Source organism: Dactylosporangium sp. CA-092794, assembly GCF_050948465.1.
Taxonomy (GTDB): domain Bacteria; phylum Actinomycetota; class Actinomycetes; order Mycobacteriales; family Micromonosporaceae; genus Dactylosporangium.
On the sequence record NZ_CP192044.1, the window covers coordinates 7,008,449 to 7,027,725 of the forward strand.

At 75.7% G+C, this 19,277-nt stretch carries 16 protein-coding genes and 1 pseudogene; 6 read left to right on the forward strand and 11 right to left on the reverse strand.

The window, feature by feature from the left end; genetic code table 11:
* Positions 1 to 45: 45 nt before the first annotated feature.
* The 6 genes from ACQPXD_RS29885 to ACQPXD_RS29910 are packed head-to-tail and all read right to left on the reverse strand — an operon-like array spanning position 46 to position 5,837.
* Positions 46 to 1,212: an ABC transporter permease gene (locus ACQPXD_RS29885; protein WP_432824647.1), complete on the reverse strand. Its 1,167-nt coding sequence runs from the start codon at positions 1,210 to 1,212 to the stop codon at positions 46 to 48.
* Positions 1,209 to 1,883, reverse strand: coding sequence for an ABC transporter ATP-binding protein (locus tag ACQPXD_RS29890; RefSeq protein WP_432824648.1), 675 nt, complete (start codon positions 1,881 to 1,883; stop codon positions 1,209 to 1,211). The genes ACQPXD_RS29885 and ACQPXD_RS29890 overlap by 4 nt, the downstream gene beginning before the upstream one ends.
* Entirely contained in the window at positions 1,880 to 2,902 is a 1,023-nt protein-coding gene (locus ACQPXD_RS29895; protein WP_432824649.1) for a peptidoglycan-binding protein, read from the reverse strand. The genes ACQPXD_RS29890 and ACQPXD_RS29895 overlap by 4 nt, the downstream gene beginning before the upstream one ends.
* Complete coding sequence (locus ACQPXD_RS29900) at positions 2,899 to 3,387, reverse strand: hypothetical protein (protein WP_432824650.1); 489 nt, start codon at positions 3,385 to 3,387, stop codon at positions 2,899 to 2,901. The genes ACQPXD_RS29895 and ACQPXD_RS29900 overlap by 4 nt, the downstream gene beginning before the upstream one ends.
* Positions 3,388 to 3,408: 21 nt before the next feature.
* A complete protein-coding gene (locus tag ACQPXD_RS29905; protein WP_432824651.1) occupies positions 3,409 to 5,175 on the reverse strand; it encodes a sensor histidine kinase in 1,767 nt (588 codons plus the stop codon).
* On the reverse strand, positions 5,172 to 5,837 hold the full coding sequence (locus tag ACQPXD_RS29910; RefSeq protein ID WP_432824652.1) for a response regulator transcription factor: 666 nt from the start codon (positions 5,835 to 5,837) through the stop codon (positions 5,172 to 5,174). The genes ACQPXD_RS29905 and ACQPXD_RS29910 overlap by 4 nt, the downstream gene beginning before the upstream one ends.
* Positions 5,838 to 5,935: 98 nt before the next feature.
* Between ACQPXD_RS29910 and ACQPXD_RS29915 the strand changes: the two genes are divergently transcribed.
* Positions 5,936 to 7,444, forward strand: coding sequence for an EAL domain-containing protein (locus tag ACQPXD_RS29915; protein ID WP_432824653.1), 1,509 nt, complete (start codon positions 5,936 to 5,938; stop codon positions 7,442 to 7,444).
* Positions 7,445 to 7,449: 5 nt separating this feature from the next.
* On the opposite strand, the gene ACQPXD_RS29920 is transcribed toward ACQPXD_RS29915, so the two are convergent.
* The 3 genes and pseudogenes from ACQPXD_RS29920 to ACQPXD_RS29930 all read right to left on the reverse strand — a co-directional run.
* Complete coding sequence (locus ACQPXD_RS29920) at positions 7,450 to 8,754, reverse strand: FAD-binding oxidoreductase (protein ID WP_432824654.1); 1,305 nt, start codon at positions 8,752 to 8,754, stop codon at positions 7,450 to 7,452.
* Positions 8,751 to 9,614: a sulfurtransferase gene (locus tag ACQPXD_RS29925; RefSeq protein ID WP_432844008.1), complete on the reverse strand. Its 864-nt coding sequence runs from the start codon at positions 9,612 to 9,614 to the stop codon at positions 8,751 to 8,753. The genes ACQPXD_RS29920 and ACQPXD_RS29925 overlap by 4 nt, the downstream gene beginning before the upstream one ends.
* 132 nt (positions 9,615 to 9,746) lie before the next feature.
* A pseudogene (locus tag ACQPXD_RS29930) lies at positions 9,747 to 10,589 on the reverse strand (ketopantoate reductase family protein); the annotation flags it as partial.
* Between the two features lie 131 nt (positions 10,590 to 10,720).
* Here ACQPXD_RS29930 and ACQPXD_RS29935 point away from each other — a divergent pair.
* From ACQPXD_RS29935 to ACQPXD_RS29950, 4 genes are all read left to right on the forward strand, one after another.
* Positions 10,721 to 11,191 (forward strand): flavin reductase family protein, encoded by a 471-nt coding sequence (locus ACQPXD_RS29935; RefSeq protein WP_432824655.1) that lies wholly within the window; start codon positions 10,721 to 10,723, stop codon positions 11,189 to 11,191.
* Positions 11,192 to 11,288: 97 nt separating this feature from the next.
* Positions 11,289 to 12,008, forward strand: a complete 720-nt coding sequence (locus tag ACQPXD_RS29940) for a VOC family protein (RefSeq protein ID WP_432824656.1) — start codon at positions 11,289 to 11,291, stop codon at positions 12,006 to 12,008.
* Positions 12,009 to 13,251: 1,243 nt separating this feature from the next.
* The gene (locus ACQPXD_RS29945; RefSeq protein WP_432824657.1) at positions 13,252 to 15,144 is read left to right on the forward strand and encodes a hypothetical protein; all 1,893 of its coding nucleotides are present in this window, start codon (positions 13,252 to 13,254) and stop codon (positions 15,142 to 15,144) included.
* Positions 15,145 to 15,202: 58 nt separating this feature from the next.
* Positions 15,203 to 15,526 carry a putative quinol monooxygenase gene (locus ACQPXD_RS29950; RefSeq protein ID WP_432824658.1) on the forward strand — a complete coding sequence of 108 codons (324 nt, stop codon included), beginning with the start codon at positions 15,203 to 15,205 and terminating at the stop codon, positions 15,524 to 15,526.
* 16 nt (positions 15,527 to 15,542) lie between these two features.
* On the opposite strand, the gene ACQPXD_RS29955 is transcribed toward ACQPXD_RS29950, so the two are convergent.
* Positions 15,543 to 16,223: a response regulator gene (locus ACQPXD_RS29955; RefSeq protein ID WP_432824659.1), complete on the reverse strand. Its 681-nt coding sequence runs from the start codon at positions 16,221 to 16,223 to the stop codon at positions 15,543 to 15,545.
* Entirely contained in the window at positions 16,220 to 17,797 is a 1,578-nt protein-coding gene (locus ACQPXD_RS29960) for an ATP-binding protein (protein WP_432824660.1), read from the reverse strand. Before ACQPXD_RS29960 ends, ACQPXD_RS29955 begins: the two co-directional genes overlap by 4 nt.
* A 92-nt stretch (positions 17,798 to 17,889) precedes the next feature.
* Here ACQPXD_RS29960 and ACQPXD_RS29965 point away from each other — a divergent pair, with 92 nt between their 5' ends.
* Complete coding sequence (locus ACQPXD_RS29965; RefSeq protein ID WP_432824661.1) at positions 17,890 to 19,251, forward strand: cation:dicarboxylate symporter family transporter; 1,362 nt, start codon at positions 17,890 to 17,892, stop codon at positions 19,249 to 19,251.
* Positions 19,252 to 19,277: the final 26 nt, after the last annotated feature.

Below are 19,277 nucleotides of genomic sequence, written 5' to 3' on the forward strand. Positions count from 1 at the left end.
GCGTTGCGTCATTTTTATAGCGGCCACAAAGTTCCGCGCACGGCGTCAGGGGGCGGCGAGGGCCTCCGTCGGGGAGAGGCGGGCGGCGCGGACGGCCGGGTAGGCGCCGGCGAGCGCGCCCACGGCGGCGGCCAGGGCCGGGGCCAGGGCGGCGACCCCGGCCGGGATGGCCACCGGCCAGCCGCGCCAGGCCGAGTAGGCCGCGGCGGCCAGGGCGCCCGCCGCCGCGCCGGCCAGGCCGCCGGCGCCGCACAGCACCACCGCCTCGACGAGGAACTGGGCGCGGATGTGGGCGCGGCTCGCGCCGAGGGCGCGGCGCAGGCCGATCTCCCGGCGCCGCTCCAGCACCGACAGGGCCATGGTGTTGGCCACGCCGACGCCGCCGACGGCGAGGGCCACGCCGGTCAGGGCGAGCAGCAGGGTGTCGAACGCGTCGCGGGTCAGCCGCTGGGCGGCCAGGGCGTCGGACGGGCGGCCGACCAGGACGCCGTTGCCGTACGTCGGCGGCGACAGCGTCCGCGGCAGGACCGCCCGCACGTCCTCGACCGCGTCGTCGCGGGCCCGCACGTAGACGACCGTGGGGTGGCCGTCGAAGCCCAGCTCGGCCTTGGCCGCCGGCCAGCCGACGAGGGCGGCCCGGTCGAGGTCGGGGGCGAGCGGCAGGGGGGCGAGGACGCCGATGACGGTGAACCAGCGGCGGCCGATCCACACCTGCGGCCCGCCGCGGGCGGAGGTGATGCCGAGGCGGGTGGCGGCGACGCTGCCGAGCACGACGGTCGGCAGGGCGTCGGTGGCCGGGCCGAGGAACGCGCCGGAGTAGACGGTGCCGCCGAGCGCGCCGAGCAGGTCGCCGGTGCCCGCGAGGACCGCGACGCCGGTCGCGTCGCCGGTCGGGACCAGGTCGGAGCGGCCGATCGGGGCGTGGGTGTTGCCCACCGCGGCGGCGTGCGTGACCGGCGGGATGCGCCCGGCCCACGCCACCGCCTCCTCGGGCAGGCTGACCGGGGTCACCGTCTGCTGGGCGGGCTCGGCCCGCAGCAGGTTGGTGCCGAGCGCGGCGAGCTGCCGCTCCAGCGCGCCCTGTCCGGCCGCCGGGATCGCGGTGACGAGCAGCATGGTGGCGGCCCCGACGGCGATCGCGAGGCCGGCCAGGAACGCGCGCAGCGGCCGGGTGCGCAGCTGCAGCACGCCGAGGGCGAGCAGGTCGATCACCGCCGCTCCTCCCCCACGATGTGCCCGTCGCGCAGCTCGATCCGCCGCGGCAGGGCGGCGGCCAGGGCCAGGTCGTGGGTGATGACGGCGATCGTGGTGCCCTGCGCGTTGAGCTCCATCAGCAGGTCCAGCACGGCCCGGCCGGTGGCGGTGTCCAGCGCGCCGGTCGGCTCGTCGGCGAGCACGACGTCGGGGCCGTGCACGACGGCCCGGGCGATCGCGACCCGCTGCCGCTCGCCGCCGGACAGCTCGTGCGGGCGGTGATCGGCGCGGTGGCCCAGCCCGACCCGCTCCAGCGCGGCCCGGGCGAGCCCGGCCCGGTGGCGGCGCGGCACGCCGGCGTAGAGCAGCCCGGCCGCGACGTTGGCCGCCGCGGTCAGCCCGTCGGCGAGGTGGAACTGCTGGAAGACGAAGCCGATGCGGCGGCCGCGGAGCCGGGACAGGGCCGTGTCGCCCAGCGCGGTCACCGGTTGTCCCGCGATGGATACGGTACCGGTGGAAGGCCGGTCGAGCGTCCCGAGCACGTGCAGCAGCGTGGACTTGCCCGAGCCGGACGGCCCGACGATGCCGAGCAGTTCGCCGGCTTCGACGGCGAGCGTGACGCCGTCGAGGGCGCGGACGCCGCCGGGGTACACCCGGGAGACGTGCTCGGCGTGCAGTACCGGCGTCACGAGGCCACCACCACGGACAGGCCCTCGCGCAGGCCCGGGCCGCTGACCTCGACCAGGCCGCGGTCGAACATGCCCAGCTGGACCGGCACGAGCGGGCCGCCGGTGAGCTGGACCGCGTAGCCGCCCTCCCGCAGCGCGACCAGCGCGCCGACGGGGACGGCGAGCACTCCCTCGCGGTGCCGGCCGGCGAAGCGGACCCGCACGTCGGGGCCGGCGAGCCCGTCCGGCGGCGGGCCGTCGAGCGCGACGACCACGGCGGCGGTGGACTTGCCGCCGGCCGGGTCGGCGACCGGCGGGCCGACCTCGCGCACCGATCCGCCCGCGGTCGCGCCGCCGGACAGGACGACCTGAACCTTGGCGCCGGCCGGCACGCCGTGCGCCTCGGCGGCGGCCATCGGCACGGTGACCACGGTTTCGGTGCCGGTGACGGTCATGACGGTGTCCCCGGCGGCCGCGCCGACCTGGGTCTGCACGGTGGCGACGCGCACCGGTGCGGGCTGCACGACGACGTCGCCGGCCGTGACGATCCCGGTCTCGGGCACGCCGAGGGCGCGCTGCCACTGCTTGACGGCGGTGATGGTCTCCGGGGTGAGGTGCTCGTCGGGCAGCCGGCCGGGGCGCAACCCGAGCGCGGTGAGGTTCTCCTCCAGCACCTGCACGTCGGGGCCGTCGAGGCCGGGCTTGTCGAGGGTGCGGTAGAGCGGGGTGGCGCCGACGAACAGCACCACCGGTCTGGCGTCGACGGCGTAGAGGCGCTCGCCGCGGCCGATCCGCGTGCCGGGCGCCGGCAGCCAGGTGATGGTGCCGGTCAACTTTCCGGGCAGCGGTCGTTCCGGGCCATAGCCGATGCTGCCGTCGTACTCGTGGGTGTCGGTCAGGTCGGTGCGCACGACGGCGGCGGAGGCGGCCGGCCGCGGCCCCTGGGCCGGCGGCGGTCCGGCCGGGCGGTGGTGCAGCAGCGCGACCGCGGCCGCGGCGACGAGCAGCGCCGCGGCCGGCAGCGGCCAGAGCCGTCTCACTTGGCGAACGCCTGGGTCTCGCACGCCTTGCTGACGGTGTCGAACGTGTCCTCCGGCGTCTCGGCGTTGATCCCGGCCTTGTCCAGGCATTGCTGGTACTTGTGGTGCTGCTCCTCGTAGTCGGGGTTCTTGGCGGGATCGAGCTGCGGCGGTTCGATCGGCTTCTTGCCCTCGCACGCGGCGAGCGCGGCCTTGTCCTGCTCGGTGGGGCCGTTGGCCATCATCCGGCGCAGGTCGGCGACGCCGTTGGTCTTGAGGCAGTCGAGGTACGCCTGCTGGATCTGCTTGCGCTCGGCCATGCTCATGTCCAGCCGCAGCTGCACGCCCGTCTCGGCCGAGGTGCTGGGCCGGGCCGGGGCCGGCGCGCCGGCGGAGGTGGTGACCAGGGTCGGCACCTGCGGCTGCTGCTCGGCGGGCCCGGCGCAGGCGGCGAGGGCGCCGGTGCACAGGGCGGCGAGCGCGAGCCGCGCGATCTTCGTTGGCATGCCGGGAAGGCTGCCGGGCGGTTATGAAGAACCTGTTGTCGTCCTGTGCGCATCCGATGCTCCGGCGGGCAGCCGCAGCTCGAACGTGGCGCCCCGCCCCGGCGCGCCGCGCGCGGCGACCGAGCCGCCGTGGGCGAGCGCGATGCCGCGCACGATGGCCAGGCCCAGGCCGCTGCCGCCGGTGGCCCGGCTGCGGGACGGGTCGGCCCGCCAGAACCGCTCGAAGACCAGCGGCAGCTGGTCGGCATCGAGGCCGGCACCGGTGTCGGCGACCTCGAGGACGACCTCGTCGCCGGCCCGGCGGCCGCGCAGCGTGACGGTGCCGCCGGGCGGGGTGTGCCGCAGCGCGTTGCTGAGCAGGTTGCCCAGCGCCTGGCGCAGCCGCACCGGGTCGGCGCGGACCGTCAGGCCCGGCTCGGCGTCGGCGGACACGGTGACCCCGCCGGCCGGGTAGGCGGCGGCGACCTGGCCGAACAGGTCGGCGACGGCGACCGGCGCCGGGTGCACGGCCAGGGCTCCGACGTCGGCGAGGCTCACGTCGCGCAGGTCGTCGACGAGCCGCTGCAGCAGCAGGGTCTCCTCCAGCAGCGACGCGACCAGCTTGGCGTCCATGGTGGTGAGCCCGTCCTGGGTGGCCTCCAGCCACAGCCGCAGGTTGGACAGCGGCGCCCGCAGCTCGTGCGAGACGTCGCTGAGCAGGTGCCGGCGCTGCTCCTCGGTGCGCTGCAGGTGCTCGGACATCTCGTTGAACGCCGCGGTCAGCTCGCCGACCTCGCCGCCGGCGCGGGCCGTCACCCGAGCCGTGCGGTCCCCGGCCCGCATCCGCCGCACCGCGCCGGTCAGCGCCCGCACCGGCCGGGCCAGCCAGCCGGCCAGCGCCACGGCGACCAGGATCGCGCAGGCCAGGATGGCCGCGGAGGCGCCGGCCAGCTGCAGCCGGGCGGCCCGGGGCAGGCCGGACGCGGCAGGGGCGAGGCCGCCGGGCCCGGCGAGGTAGAGCAGGGCGGCCGGTGCCACGTAGGGTCGCAGCTGCTCGCGGCGGGCGGCGGCGAGGCAGTCGTCGACCGCCGCGCGGTCGGCCGGCGACGCGGCGGCCGCGACCCGCCACTGCCGGTCGAAGCTCAGCCGGACCCCGTCCAGGCCCTGCCGGTGCAGGCAGCCGGTGGCCAGGTCGGTGAGCGCCTGCAGGGCGTCGTTCTCGGCGGCGGTCGGCCGCTGCTTGGGGGCCGGGCAGGAGCCGGGCCGGGTCAGGTCGGGCTCGACCCGGGCCCGGCCGGTCGGCCCCTCCACCACCTGCACGGCGAAGCCGATCCGGCGCAGGCAGGCGGCGTCGGCGTCGACCGCGGTGCGGGTGGCGGCGCGGTCGGCTTCGGAGAGCCGGAACGGGCCGGCCGCCCGCGGGTCGATGCGGTCGCCCGGGTCCGTGGGCAGCAGCGCCACGTCGACCGAGAGCGGGTCGACGACCGCGGCGGGCACCGACGGTACCCCCGCCGGATCCTGCGCAGTGTCGGCGATCGTCCGCCCGTCGCGGGTGCGCAGCACGACCCGCCGCCCGGTGGCCCCGGCGAGGTCGTGCACGATCGGCGCGACCCCGTCCCAGCCCGGGTGCGTGGCCGCCCAGCCGAGCAGCACGTCGTAGACGTGCGTGTCGCCGGCGAGCGACTCGCCCTGTTCCTGGCGCAGCACCTCGGTGGTGCGCGCCACGGACACCCAGGCCGTCGCCCCGATCGCGAACACGGCCAGCGCCACGACCCCGGCCAGCGTCCGGCCGAACAGCCCGATCCTCATCGGTCGTTGAGCTTGTACCCGACGCCGTACACGGTGACCAGCCGCGCCGGCCGGTCCGGCTCGGGCTCGATCTTGCGGCGCAGCTTCATGACGTGCACGTCGACGGTGCGCTCGGTGATGAAGTCGCCGAGGCCGTGCACGGCGGCGAGCAGCTGCCGGCGGGAGAACACCCGGCCCGGCTGCGCGGCGAGGGCCGCGAGGATCGCGAACTCGACCGGCGTGCAGTCCACCAGCCGCCCGTCGACGGTCACCTCGTGCCGGGCCGCATCGACGTGGACCGGCCGCCGGCTCGCCGCGGGCCGGGCCCGGCGCAGCAGCGTGCGCACCCGCGCGACCAGCTCGCGGGCGCTGTACGGCTTGGTGACGTAGTCGTCGGCGCCGACATCGAGCCCGAGCAGCAGGTCGTCCTCGGTCGACCGGGCGGTCACCATGATGATCGGCACGTCGGACTCGCGGCGCAGCGTGTGGCACACGGCCAGCCCGTCGACGCCGGGCAGCATGAGGTCGAGCACGAGCAGGTCGGGCGGGCGCCGCCGGGCCGCGTCGAGCGCGGTGCGCCCGTCGCCGGCCACGTCGACGGCGTGGCCCTCGCGCTCGAGGTACAGCCGCACCGCCTCGGCCTGCTTGGGGTCGTCCTCGGCCACCAGGATGTACGCGCACACGCCCGCGAGCCTACGGGGAACCCTCAGCCGCGGCCGTGCCGTGCCGATAGAGCGGTGGAGACCGCCGGTCCGGGGGCCGGCGGCGCGGGGAGGGGACCATGGCCGAATCGTCGCGCCGGTGGACGCTGTGGTCCAGGAGCGGCTACCGGGGGCCGAGCGACCTCAGCCCGCACCACACCGGCTTCGCGAGCCCGCCGCCGGCCGACGCCCCGCCGGTGCCCGCCCCGGCCGCGCCCGGGAGCTTCAGCGCCCTGGTCGCGCCGGCCACGGCGGTGCCGGCGACCGTGCCGGCGACGGTACCGGCGATGTCCGCCCAGCCGGCGATGCGCCCCGCGGTGCGCGCGGCCGCGGCCGGGGCGTCGCTGATCGACCAGATCATCGACGCCCGTGCGGTGCAGATGCAGTTCCAGGCGGTGCACGACGCCGACTCGGCGCAGGTCGTCGCGTTCGAGGCGCTCGCCCGCGGCCCGGCGGGGCCGCTGCACTCGCCGCTGCAGCTGCTGTCCGCCGCCCGGGCCGTCGGCCGGCTCGGCGAGCTGGACTGGGTGTGCCGGACCGCAGCGTTCCGGGCGATGCTCGACGCGGGCCTGCCGTCGTCGGTGTCGCTGCTGGTCAACGTCGAGTCGGACTCGCTGATCGAGCCGTGCCCGCCCGACCTGCTGCCGATCGTCGCGGAGGCCGAGCGCAAGCTGCGGGTGTTCGTCGACCTGTCCGGGCGGGCGGTCTCCCGCTACCCGTGCCAGGCGCTGGAGACCGCGCGCCGCGCCCGGGCCGCGAACTGGGGAGTCGCCATCAACGACGTCGAGTTCAGCGCGGGCGGCGCCGCGCTGCTGCCGACGCTGGAGCCCGACGTGGTCAAGCTCAACCACCACCTGATCGCCAGCGGGCTGCCGCAGGCCAACGCCGCGCTGCTGGCCGCGATCGGCGAGGCGGAGCGCACCGGCGCGGCGGTGCTGGTCGAGCAGGTGGAGACGACCGACGCGGCGATGGTGGCCCGGGCCGCCGGCGCCCGCTACCAGCAGGGCCACCTGTTCGGCACGCCCGGCGGGCTGCCGGCGCACCTGCCGCAGCCGGTGGCGCCGCTGCCGCTGCTGCACGAGGACGGCGCCCCGACCGCGGCGACGCCGTGGGAGATCCTGGTCGAGCGCGGGGCCCGGTCGATCGCCGAGGTCGGCCAGGCCGGGCTGGACCACCTCATCATGGCCACCGCGACCCAGGTCACCGGCGGCGACCAGCCGCCGGTGGCGGCCCTGGTGACGCCGGCCGGAGCCGAGTTCGAGCCGGCCCGGCAGGCGATGTTCGCCATGCTGCTGGAGCGGTGCCCGCTGATCATCGCGCTGGGCCAGCACGTCGCGGCCTGGAACGACTGGCGGGTCCGGGCGGCCGACCTCACGCCCGGGCATCCGCTGACCGACGAGACCTGCTTCGCGCTGCTGTCGCCGAGCGTCGCCGTGGTCGTCGCCGCGCGGCAGCGGCAGGCTCATCGCGGTACCCCCGAAGTCTGGGACGTCGCGGTGAGCCAGAGCCCGGACCGCTGCCGCGCGGTGATGCGCCAGCTGCTGGCCACCGTCGACACGCTCGCCGGCGGAGTGCACAGCTATTGGTGAGCGGTTCAGACGGCCTTGCCGGGGTTCAGGATGCCGTGCGGGTCGAACAGCCGGCGCAAGCCCTGCTGGAGCTCGTGGCTGCGCGGGCCGAGCTCGTCGCCGAGCCAGCGGCGCTTGAGCGCGCCGACGCCGTGCTCGCCGGTGAGCGTGCCGCCGAGGTCCAGGGCGAGCCGGAACACCCGCGACGCCGCCTCCCACGCCTGCGGCGGCAGCTCGGGCGCGGACCGGTCGACGACGATGATCGGGTGCAGGTTGCCGTCGGCGGCGTGCGCGACGGTGTGGATCGCCACGCCGGTGTCCGCGGCGATCGCGGCGATGCGCCGCACCGCCTCCGCCAGCCGCGACCGCGGCACCGCGATGTCCTCGATCAGCGGCCGGCCGAGCGCCTCCAGGGCGGGCAGGGCGCGGCGGCGGGTGGCGACCAGCGCGTCGGCCTCGGCCGGCCCGGCCGCCCGGGTGACCGCCCCGCCCGCCTCCGCGAGCAGCTTCTCCACCGCGTCGGCCTCGGCCTCGGCGGCGGCGCCGTCGGTCTGCACGAGCAGGAACGCGCCGCCGCGCCGGTCGCCGAGCGCGGCCAGGGTGGCCGCGTCGAGCAGCTCCGCGACGGCGGGCACCACGCCGGCCTCGGCGATGCGGGTGACGGCGCCGGCCGCGTCCTCGACGGTGCCGAAGTACGCGGCGAGGGTCGCGGTGGCCACCGGGACCGGGCGCAGCCGCAGGGTGGCCCCGACGATGACGCCGAGGGTGCCCTCGGAGCCGACGAAGAGTCCGGTCAGGTCGTAGCCGGTGACATTCTTGAGGGTACGGCCGCCGGTGTGCAGCAGCGTGCCGTCGGCGAGCACGACGTCGAGGCCGAGGACCGCGTCACGGGTGACGCCGTACTTGGCGCAGCGCAGCCCGCCCGCGTTGGTGGCGATGTTGCCGCCGATGGTGCTGATCTCCAGGCTGGCCGGGTCGGGGGCGTAGCGCAGCCCGTGCGCGGCGGCGGCCCGGTCGAGGTCGGCGGTGATGACCCCGGGCTCGACGACGGCGACCCCGTCGGCCGGGGAGATCTCGCGGATCCGGTCCAGCCGCCGCACGTCGAGCACGACGCTGCCGGCCGGGGCGGCGGCGCCGCCGGACAGGCCGGTGCCCGCGCCGCGCACCACCACCGGCGTCCGCCGCTCGTGCGCGGCCCGCAGCACCTCCTGCACGTCCGCGACGCTCGCGGCGAACGCGACCGCGCTCGGCCGGCCGCCCGGGTCCCAGCCGGACCGGTCGAGCCGGTGCGCGTCCAGGACCTCGGGGTCGGTGCTCCACTCCACCGTCACGCCGCCGCCCGCGGGTCCGGGCCGGTGGCGACCGGCCGGCCGGGGTCGTTCGACCAGGCCGACCAGGAGCCGGGGTAGAGGGCCGCGGCGAAGCCGGCGACGGCCAGCGCCGCGATCTCGTGCGCGGCGGTGACGCCGGAGCCGCAGTACACGCCGACCGGCCCGGCGCCGGTGACGCCGAGCGCGGTGAAGCGCTCGCGCAGCTCGCCGGCCGGGCGCAGCAGCCCGTCGGGGCCGAGGTTGGCGGCGGTCGGGGCGCTGCGGGCGCCCGGGATGTGGCCGGCGCGCGGATCGACCGGCTCGGTCTCGCCGCGGTACCGCTCGGAGGCCCGCGCGTCCAGCAGCACCCCGTCGCGGGCCAGGGCGGCCGCCTCGTCGGCGGTGAGCGTGGGCAGGTGCCCGCCGGACAGCGTCACGTCGCCGGGCGGCGGGCTGACCGGGCCGGACTCGACGTCGAGGCCGGCCGCGGTCCAGGCGGCCAGGGCGCCGTCGAGGATCCGCACGTCGGCGACGCCGGCCCAGCGCAGCAGCCACCAGGCCCGGGCCGCGCTCGTGCCGCCCGCGTCGTCGTACACCACGACCGCCCGGCCGTCGGTGAGCCCCCAGCGGCGGGCCGCCGTCTGCAGCGCCTCGACGGCGGGCAGCGGGTGCCGGCCGTCGCGGGGCTCGCCGTGCCCGGCCAGCTCGGTGTCCAGGTCGACGTAGACGGCGCCGGGGATGTGCGCCGCGGCGTGGTGCTCGCGGCCGTGCCGGTCGCCCAGGGCCCAGCGCACGTCCAGCAGCAGCGGCGGGTTCGCCCCGGCCAGCTCGTCGTGCAGCCCCTTGGCGTCGACCAGCACGGCGGGCTGGGCGCCGGGCAGCCCGGGCAGGGTCCGGGCCAGGTCGTCGTCGCCGAGGCTGCCGGGCGGGGTGCCCTCGCGGGCGGCCCGGGCGAGGCGGGCCTGCACGGCGGCGTTGTACGGCGCGTCGTGGCCGTGCAGGCGGGCCAGCAGGACAATCTCGCCGGCGAGGAAGTCGGCCTCGCTGGGCACCGCGCGGGCCAGGCTCTGCCAGGTGGAGCTGCCGCCGCGGTCGTACCCCTGGATCGGCCGGATCTCCAGGTTGCCCTCCGGCGCGGCGGTGTCGACGCCGGCCGCCGCGAAGACCGCGGCCGCCTCCTCGCGCAGGGCGGCCGCGGCGGCGGTGCGCAGCGGGCTCGGCCGGTAGAGGGCGTCGAGGTTGTAGGCGAGGTTGCCCAGCAGCTTGCCGGCCTTCCAGCGGGCGATGTCGGGCACGACCCGCACCGCCCAGCGGCCCGCCCGCAGGTCCTTGGCGACCACGGCGACCCGCTGGCCCGAGCCGTGGCTCGCCGCGCCCAGGTAGACGGTGCCGACGGTCGGCTCGGCGGGCGAGACGACCTCGCCCGGGGTGACGTAGGTGGCCGGGATGAGCACGGCCGCGTCGATGACGTGGGCGAAGCGGCGCAGCGCGGGGCGGACGTTGTCGAGGCCGTTCTGCAGCAGTACCACCGTGAGCTCCTCGGCGGCGGCCCGGGTGGTGCCGGCAACGGGCCGCCACGCCCAGGCGGCCAGCGCCGCCTCGGTGTCCTGCGACTTGACGGCCAGCAGCAGCACGTCGCCGGGGCGCAGCTCGACCTCGTCCGGCCCGCCGGCCACCGGCACCGGCAAGCGGTGCACGCCGTCGGGCCGCACGTAGTCCAGGCCGCGCTCGCGCAGCAACTCCAGGTGCCGCCCGCGGGCGATGAGCAGCACGTCCCGGCCGGCCCGGTGCAGCTCGGCCGCGGTGGTCGCACCCACCGCACCGGCGCCGACGACGATGTAACGGGTAAGGGTCATCAGGGTCCTTCACGGGGCTCGGTGGGCGGCACGAGGTGAACCCTATCGGACTAGTAGGAGTTTTGATAGGCTCAGCTCGTTCGCAGCACCGCCAGCGGAAGGCAGGACCGAGCCGAATGAGTGCGCCGACCGTGTTGTCCCCCACTGACCTGCGCCGGGTGTTCGGCGCGTTCCCGACCGGCGTCACCGCCGTCGCCGCGATCGTCGACGGCACGCCGGTGGGCCTCGCCGCGAGCTCCTTCACGTCCGTTTCCCTGGACCCGCCGCTGGTCTCGGTGTGCATCGCGCACACCTCGACCACCTGGCCGGTGCTGCGCCGGGCACCCCGGCTGGGCGTGAGCGTCCTCGGCGCCCACCAGGAGCACCTAGGCCGCCAGCTGGCCCAGCGCACCGGCAATCGCTTCGCGGGCGCGACCTGGCGGGCCAGCGTGGCCGGCGAGATCCTGCTCGACGGCGCCTGCGCGTGGCTGGACTGCAGCATCTACGACGTCTTCCGGGCCGGCGATCACGACATTGTGGTACTCCGGGTGCACGACCTCGACGCCGACCACGACGTGCCGCCGCTGGTGTTCCACCGCAGCTCCTTCGGCCGCCTGGGGTAGCGCTCCTGTTTGTCGTACCCCCGGCTTTTGTCGTGCCCGGTTTTTGTCGTACCCCCGGAGCACAATCCACCGTGCAGACGATGGAGGGGAGCACGACATGATCGGCACCTTGGAGATGGTGGTCCTCGACGCCGCCGACATCACCGGCCTGGCCGCGTTCTACCGCGCGCTCGCCGGCTGGGCGGACACCGAGGACACCGACGAGACCTGGATCACGCTGAGCACGCCGGACGGCTGGCGGGTAGCGTTCCAGTCCGCCCCCGACCACCGCCCACCGCAGTGGCCGGGCCAGGAGCGCCCCCAGCAGGCCCACCTCGACCTGCAGGTCCCCGACCTGGAGGCGGCCCTGACCCACGCGGAGTCCCTGGGCGGCACCCTGCTGCGCCGCAACGAGACCTGGCACACCGTCGCCGACCCGGCCGGCCACCCGTTCGACCTGTGCCTCAACCCCGGCACTCCCGCCGTTACCTTGATGGGCGTGATGCTGGACTGCCCCGACGCGAAGCAGCTGAGCCACTTCTACGCCGACCTGCTCGGCAAGGCCCTGACTTACGAGTCCGACACGGCCGCGATGATCGGCACCCCCGACGCCCAGCCGCTCCTCTTCCAGCAGGTCACGGACTACTCGGCGCCCCGCTGGCCCGACCCGGCGTTTCCCCAGCAGTTCCACCTGGACGTGGCCGTCGAGGACATGGACTCCGCCGAGCGCGCCACGCTGGCCCTGGGCGCAACCAGGCTACCGGGCGGCGGCCGAGAGTTCCGCGTGTTCGCCGACCCCGCCGGCAAGCCCTTCTGCCTCACCAAGCACGAATCCTGACCACCCACGCCTCCCCGCCGCCCACACCTCCCAGCCCACCGCGCCTCCCCGCCGCCCACGCCTCCCAGCCCACCACGCCTCCCCGCCGCCCACGCCTCCCCGCCACCCGCGCCTCCCCGCCACCCGCGCCTCCCCGCCGCCCGCGCCTCACAGCCACCCGCGCTTCCCAGCCGCCCGCGCCTCGGCGACGCACTCGAGGCCCTCGACGACGGTGGGCCGCGAGCGCGAGCGTGCGCGGCCCAAGCCCACCGCGGCCCAAGCCCACCGCGGCCCAAGCCCACCGCGGCCCAAGCCCACCGCGGGCCCGGACCATCCACGGCGCCTAGCCACGGCCGGCCCGGGCCGCCCATGGCTGGTAGCCGCCCGCGGCCCAGACCACCACGGCTCCTGGCCGCCCGACCCGGCGCCGTGACTTCCGGTCGCGGATACCCGGCACCGATGCCCCGACCACGGGCCGCAAGCCCACCACGGGCGACCAGGGGCGGCAGGCTCACCGGGCCGGGGAGTCACCGCGCGCCACAAGCCCACCGCGCGCCACAAGCCCACCGCGCGGACAGCAGGCTCACCGTGGGCCACAGGGTCACCACGGGCCGCAAGCCCACCACGGGCCGCGGGCGACGACCGGGCAAGGGCCGCTGCGGGGCCGGCCGCGCGCTACGGGCCGCCGGGCGCCCGGGGCGACAGCGGACCACTGGCCGCCGGGCCCCGACCGCCGCGAAGGACGGCGCAGCGACCGGAAGTCTCCGCGATCATGCCGAACCCTGCACCGACACCAACGGTTTTTCATGATCACGGAGTGCTGATGTACACCCGTGTACCAAAAGTCTCCGGGATCATGGCAAACCCGTAGCACGGCCACCGCGAGCATCATGATCACGGAGACATACATCCGGCTGTCCGCTGCCGAGGCCGGCGATCCGGCCGTGGAGGGACGGCACCAAGCCATTTCCGGAACCCAGCGCGTGCCGGGTCGAGCCGCGAAGAAGCTCGCCCCCGCCGCGCAGCCGCTGCAGTGCCCGGTGCCGGAGGCGCGGCAAGGGAGCGGTAGCCCTCGCATGGGTAGCGACCATCGCCAATGTCGAATGGGTGGGGAAAGTCCGGGGGAAACGATTCCGTATGTAAGTTTCATGCGGGGTCCTGGAATGCCCGGGTGGCCATCCTGGCGGGGGCCGAACGGCGGTGGTACGGAAACTGTTCAGCCACAAGGATCGATCTGGTCAGTCGTCGTCGCACGGGAGTGTCGATGGTGCAGTTGATCCCGCTCGATCCGGTGCCCGTGCGGTTTCAGGGGTGGCGGGCGGCCGCCGGGCCGCTGACCGTCGGGCAGCTCAACATCGGCAAGTGGCTCGCCGATGCGCCGCACGCACCGGCGGCGATGCTTGACCAGGCGTTCGTGGTGCCGGACGGGGTCACCGTCGGTGATGTGGCCGAGTGCTTCGGGGTGCTGCTGTGCCGGCACGAGGCGCTGCGCAGCCGGTATCTGCTCGGCGAGCCCGGCGAGCAGCGGGTGCTGACCGCCGGCGAGGTGCCCATGGCGGTGTACCGGGCGGCGCCGGGCGAAACGGCCGCGTCGGTCGCGGAGCGGATGGTGGCGCTGACCCGGGAAAAGCCGATCGACGTGGCGGTGGAGGCACCGGTGCGGATAGCGGTCGCCGTGCGCGAGGAAACCACACGCGAGCAAACCACACGCGAGGGAACCACACGCGAGGAAGCCGCACACGAGGAAGCCGCACACGAGGAAGCCGCACACGAGGAAGCCGCACGCGAGGGAGCCAAGAGCGAGAAAGCCAGGCGCGGAGCCGTGCGCGAGGGAGCCGCGCGGGACGGGGGCGTGCGGGACGGGGGCGTGCGGGACGGGGGCGTGATCGCCGCCGTGGCCGTGTACTCACATCTGGCCGTCGACTTTCAAGCCCTGGTGATCCTCGGCCACGAGTTCGACGTGATGATCCGCGACCCCGCGGCCCGGGTGGTCGGAGAGGCCCGGCAGCAGCCGCTCGACCGGGCCACCGTGGAGCGCAAGCCGTCGCACCGGCGCCGGCTCGACCAGGCGCTGCGCTACTGGGCGCGGCAGATCGCGGCCGCGCCGGCCCACCTGTACGCCCGGCCGCGCGTCCGCGCCGCGGGCGGCTCGGGGGCGTGCGGCATGTCGTCGGCGGCGGCCGCCAGGGCGCTCGACCACATCGCCGCGCGGACGCAGGTGAGCCGGCCCACGATCGTGCTCGCCGCGGTGTGTGCGCTGCTGTCGCGGCGCACCGGGTACGGCACCACCCAGTTCGTGATGCTGTCGGCGAATCGGTTCGAATCGAGCCTGCGCGGGTACGTCGGCACGCTCGCCCAGTCGACGTACGTGTCCGTCGAGGCGGGCGAGGCCGGCTTCGACGAACTCGTGCGGCGCTGCTTCGGCGCGGTGCTGCAGGCCGGGCTCCACGGGGCGTACAACGTCCACCGCCAGCACGAGCACGCGACCTGGCTGGCCAACGAGCGCGGCATCGCGCCGACCTACGAGCCGCTGTTCAACAGCGTGGTCGTGGACACCCGCGGGTTCGACTTGCCCGGGGCGGACGGTCCGGCCACGCCGACCCGGCTGGAGTGGGCGGACCTGCCGCCGACCGACATTCTGCTGCGCTTCGATCTCGGCCAGGTCGACGGCGAGGTGATCGCCCGGGTGTGGAGCGGCGACACCGGCAGGGTGACCCGCGAGGAGGCCACCGACCTGCTGCTGGCGCTGGAGCGGCTGCTCGTCGCGGCGGCCGGCGGCGACCTCGATCACGCGGCGACCGTCGCGGCGCTGGGGCTGCCGCCGATCGAGCGGCCGACGGGCTGGCTGCTGGTCGACCACTGCTGGGTGGATCTGGCGGAGGTACAACTCCTGCTGGACGAGGCCGTCGCGCCGGCGCCGGCCCGGGTCTTCGCCGACGCCGGCGGCGAGCCGCTCGTTGCGTTCGTCGCGGCCGCCGGGGACGGGCCCGCCACCCCGGCCGAGGCCCACCGGCGCTGCCTGGAGCTGCTGGCGGGCCGGCACGCCGCGATGGCGCCCCGGCGGTACGTCATCACGGACGACGCCCCGGCGGACGTCACCAGCCTGGAGGCGTGGCAGGCCCGGGCGGTGCACGCGGAGGGCCCCGGCCGCCGCTGAGCCCGGGCGGTCGGCGATGCTGGATTGGCACCGACCGGCCGGCACCGAGGAGTACCGCATGATCTTCATCACCGTCAAGTTCCGTGTCCTGCCCGAGCACGCCGACGCGTGGCCGTCGATCACGGCGGACTTCACCGCGGCGACCCGGCGCGAGCCGGGCTGCCTGTGGTTCGACTGGTCCCGCAGCCTGGACGACCCGAACGAATACGTGCTCGTCGAGGCCTTCCGCGACGACGCCGGCGCCGCGCACGTCGGATCGGAGCACTTCAAGGAGGCGCAGCGCACGTTGCCGCGGTACCTCGCCGAGACCCCGCGGATCGTCAACGTCACGGTCCCCCAGGACGACTGGTCGGAGCTCGGCGAGCTCGCCGTCGACCGCTGAGCGCGCCGGCGGCCGGTCAGCGGACGGGGACCCAGCGATACTCGACCTCGGGGCGGCCGGCGCCGCGGTAGCGCAGGTGGCGCACGACCGCGCCCTGCTCGGCGAGGTGCTCCAGGTAGCGGCGGGCGGTCACCCGGGAGGCCTGCAGGCGCTCGCCGACCTCCGCGGCCGACATCCCGGCGGAGGCGGCCCGGACCAGGCCGGCGACGGCGGTCAGCGACTCGGGGCTCATCCCCTTGGGCAGGTGGGCCGGGTCCTGGCCGCGCAGTGTGGCGAGCAGGCCGTCGACCTCCTGCTGGCCCGTGACGGCGTCGGCGGTGGCCAGTTGCTCCCGATATTGGCGGTACCGCTCGAGCTTGTCCCGCAGCGCCGCGAAGGCGAAGGGCTTGAGCAGGTACTGCACGATGCCCTGGGACACGGCGGCGCGGACCACGTCGAGGTCGCGGGCGGAGGTGACGGCGATGACGTCGGCCGGGTGGCCGGCCGCGCGCATCGCCCGGACCAGGTCGAGGCCGTGCATGTCGGGCAGGTTGAGGTCGAGCAGCACGAGGTCGACCGGGGCCTTGCCGAGGGTGCGCATCGCTTCGGCGGCGGTACCGGCACGGCCGGCGACCGTGAACCCGGGCACCCGGCCGACATACATGACGTGGGCGTCGGCCGCGATCGGCTCGTCCTCCACCACCAGCACCCGGATCACGCGGCACCGACCGAGGGGCGGTGCAGCCGGACGGTGAAGACCGCGCCGTCGACGTCGATGCCGCCGCCGTGGCGGTGCACGGCTTGGCCGACGAGGGCCAAGCCGAGGCCGCGGCCGGCCGGGCCGCCGGCGGGCTTGGTCGACCAGCCGCGCTCGAAGGCGCGGGCCACGTCGGCCGGGTCGAGGCCGGGGCCGCTGTCGGCGACGCGCAGCACCACGTCGCCGTCGCGCAGCGCGGCGGAGAACTCGACCCGGCGCGGCGGCGGGGCGGCGACCGCCGCGTCGATGGCGTTGTCGAGCAGGTTGCCCACGATCGTGACGAGGTCGCCGGCGGGCAGCACGGCCTCGGGTACCTCCGCGTCGGGAGCCACCACGAGGTCCACCCCGCGCTCGCTGGCCTGGCTCGCCTTGGCCAGCAGCAGGGCGGCCAGCACCGGCTCGCGCACGGCGCCGACGACCCGGTCGGTGAGCCGCTGCGCGACCGCGAGCTCCTGGGCGGCGAAGTCGAGGGCCTGCCCGGGCCGGCCGAGCTCGATCAGCGACAGCACGGTGTGCAGCCGGTTCGCGGCCTCGTGCGCCTGCGCGCGCAGCGACTCGGCGAAGCCGCGCACCGAGTCCAGCTCGCCGGTGAGCGCCTGCAGGTCGGTGTGGTCGCGAAGGGTCACCACCGTGCCGCCCTCCCCCGCGGACGCCTGGTTGATCACCAGGATGCGGTCGCCGGCCAGGTGGATCTCGTCGGTGCGCGGGCGGCCGTCGGCGAGGGCCTCGGCGAGGGCGCCGGGCAGGCCGGCCGCGTCGACGGGCCGGCCGAGCGCGGCGTCGCCGAGGCCGAGCAGCCGCCGGGCCTCGTCGTTGGCCAGCAGCAGGCGGCCGTTGCGGTCGAGCAGCAGCAGTCCCTCGCGGACGGCGTGCAGGACGGCGTCGTAGAACTCGTACATCCGGGCCAGCTCGGCCGGGCCCAGGTCGTGCGTCTGGCGGCGCAGCCAGCGGCTGATCAGCCACGACCCGGCGCCGGCGACGAGCAGGGCCAGGCCGGCGGTGACGATCAGCGACGGCAGCCGGTTGCGCACGTCGCGGGCCACGGAGGTGAGCGTGATGCCGACCGAGACCAGGCCGATCACCTGGTCCCCCGAGCGGACCGGGACGACGGCGCGCATCGACGGGCCGAGGGTGCCGGTGTAGGTCTCGGTCAGCGCCCGGCCGCGCACGGCGTCGTCGATGCTGCCCAGGAAGTGCCCGCCGATCTGGCGGGGGTCGGGGTGGGTGTACCGGATGCCCTGGGTGGTCATGATGACCACGAAGTCGACGGCGGCGTCGCCGCGGACCCGCTCGGCGAGGGGCTGCAGGGCGGCGGTTGGGTCGGCGGCGGCGAGGCCGGCCCGGACCGCGGGCGAGTCGGCGACGCTCCACGCCACGCCGAGCACCTTCTGCCGGGCGGCGTCGAGGCCGGCCCGGTCGGCCTGCACGTAGGCGCCGACCAGGGTGCCGCAGACGAGCACGGTGATGACCGTGAGCTGGAGGCCGAGCAGCTGGCGGGCCAGGCTCCAGCGCCGCGGGGCGAGCGAGCGGGACATACGGGATGGTGACACGCCGGTCGTGCGCCAGTCACGTGTACGAAATGAACGAAATAGTGACCCAGGTCACTGCTGCTTCCATGCTCGGGCGCATGGCAACCGCCGATATCGCGCCCGCGCCGCCCCGCCGGCGCGACCGCACCCACATCTTGTATCTCGCCGTCATCGTGGCGGTGATCGCCGGTGCCGCCTTCGGGCTGCTCGCGCCGCACGCCGCGCTGCAGCTGAAGCCGCTCGGCACCGGCTTCGTCAACCTCATCCGCATGATGATCAGCCCGATCATCTTCTGCACGATCGTGCTCGGCGTCGGCTCGGTGCGCAAGATCGCGCGCGTGGGCAAGGTCGGCGGGCTCGCCCTGGGGTACTTCCTGGTCATGTCGACGGTCGCGCTGGCGATCGGCCTGGTCATCGGCAACCTGCTGCACCCCGGCGCGGGCCTGGACCTGACCGCGGCCGGCAAGGCGGCGGCGGCGAAGCAGGCCGCGAGCGGCTCCGGCTCGACCGTCGACTTCCTGCTGGGCGTCATCCCGACCAGCCTGTTCTCCGCGCTGACCTCCGGCGCGGTGCTGCAGACGCTGCTGGTGGCGCTGCTGGTGGGCTTCGCGCTGCACAGCATCGGCCGCTCCGGCGAGGTGATCCTGGCCGGGATCGGCCACCTACAGCGGCTGGTGTTCCGCATCCTCGCCATGATCATGTGGCTGGCCCCGATCGGCGCGTTCGGCGCCATCGCCGCGGTCGTCGGCGCCGGCGGCTGGAAGGCCCTGGAGAGCCTGCTGCAGATCATGGCCGGCTTCTACCTGACCTGCTTCCTGTTCGTCTTCGTGGTCCTCGGCGCGCTGCTGCGGGTGGTGGCCGGGGTGAACATCCTGTCGCTGCTCAAGTACCTGGCCCGCGAGTTCCTGCTGATCCTGGGCACCTCGTCGTCGGAGTCGGCGCTGCCGCGGCTGGTGGCGAAGATGGAGCACCTGGGCGTGTCGCGCACGGTCGTCGGCCTGACCGTGCCCACCGGGTACAGCTTCAACCTCGACGGCACGGCCATCTATCTGACCATGGCGTCGCTGTTCATCGCCGACGCGCTGGGCCGGCCGCTGAGCATCGGCCAGCAGATCTCGCTGCTGCTGTTCATGATCATCGCGTCCAAGGGTGCGGCCGGTGTCACCGGCGCCGGCCTGTCCACGCTGGCCGGCGGCCTGCAGGCACACCGGCCGGAGCTGGTCGACGGGGTGGGCCTGATCGTGGGCATCGACCGGTTCATGTCCGAGGCCCGGGCGCTGACCAACTTCGCCGGCAACGCCGTCGCCACGGTCCTGGTCGGCAAGTGGACCGGCGACTTCGATCGGGACCGCTGCGCCGAGGTCCTGGCCGGCCGCGCGCCGTTCGACGAGCGCACCATGCTCGACGATCCCCATGAAGACCCGGCGGCGGTACCCCCGAAAGAACCCGCCCTCGCCTGACTCCCACCGCATCCATCTCACGGCTC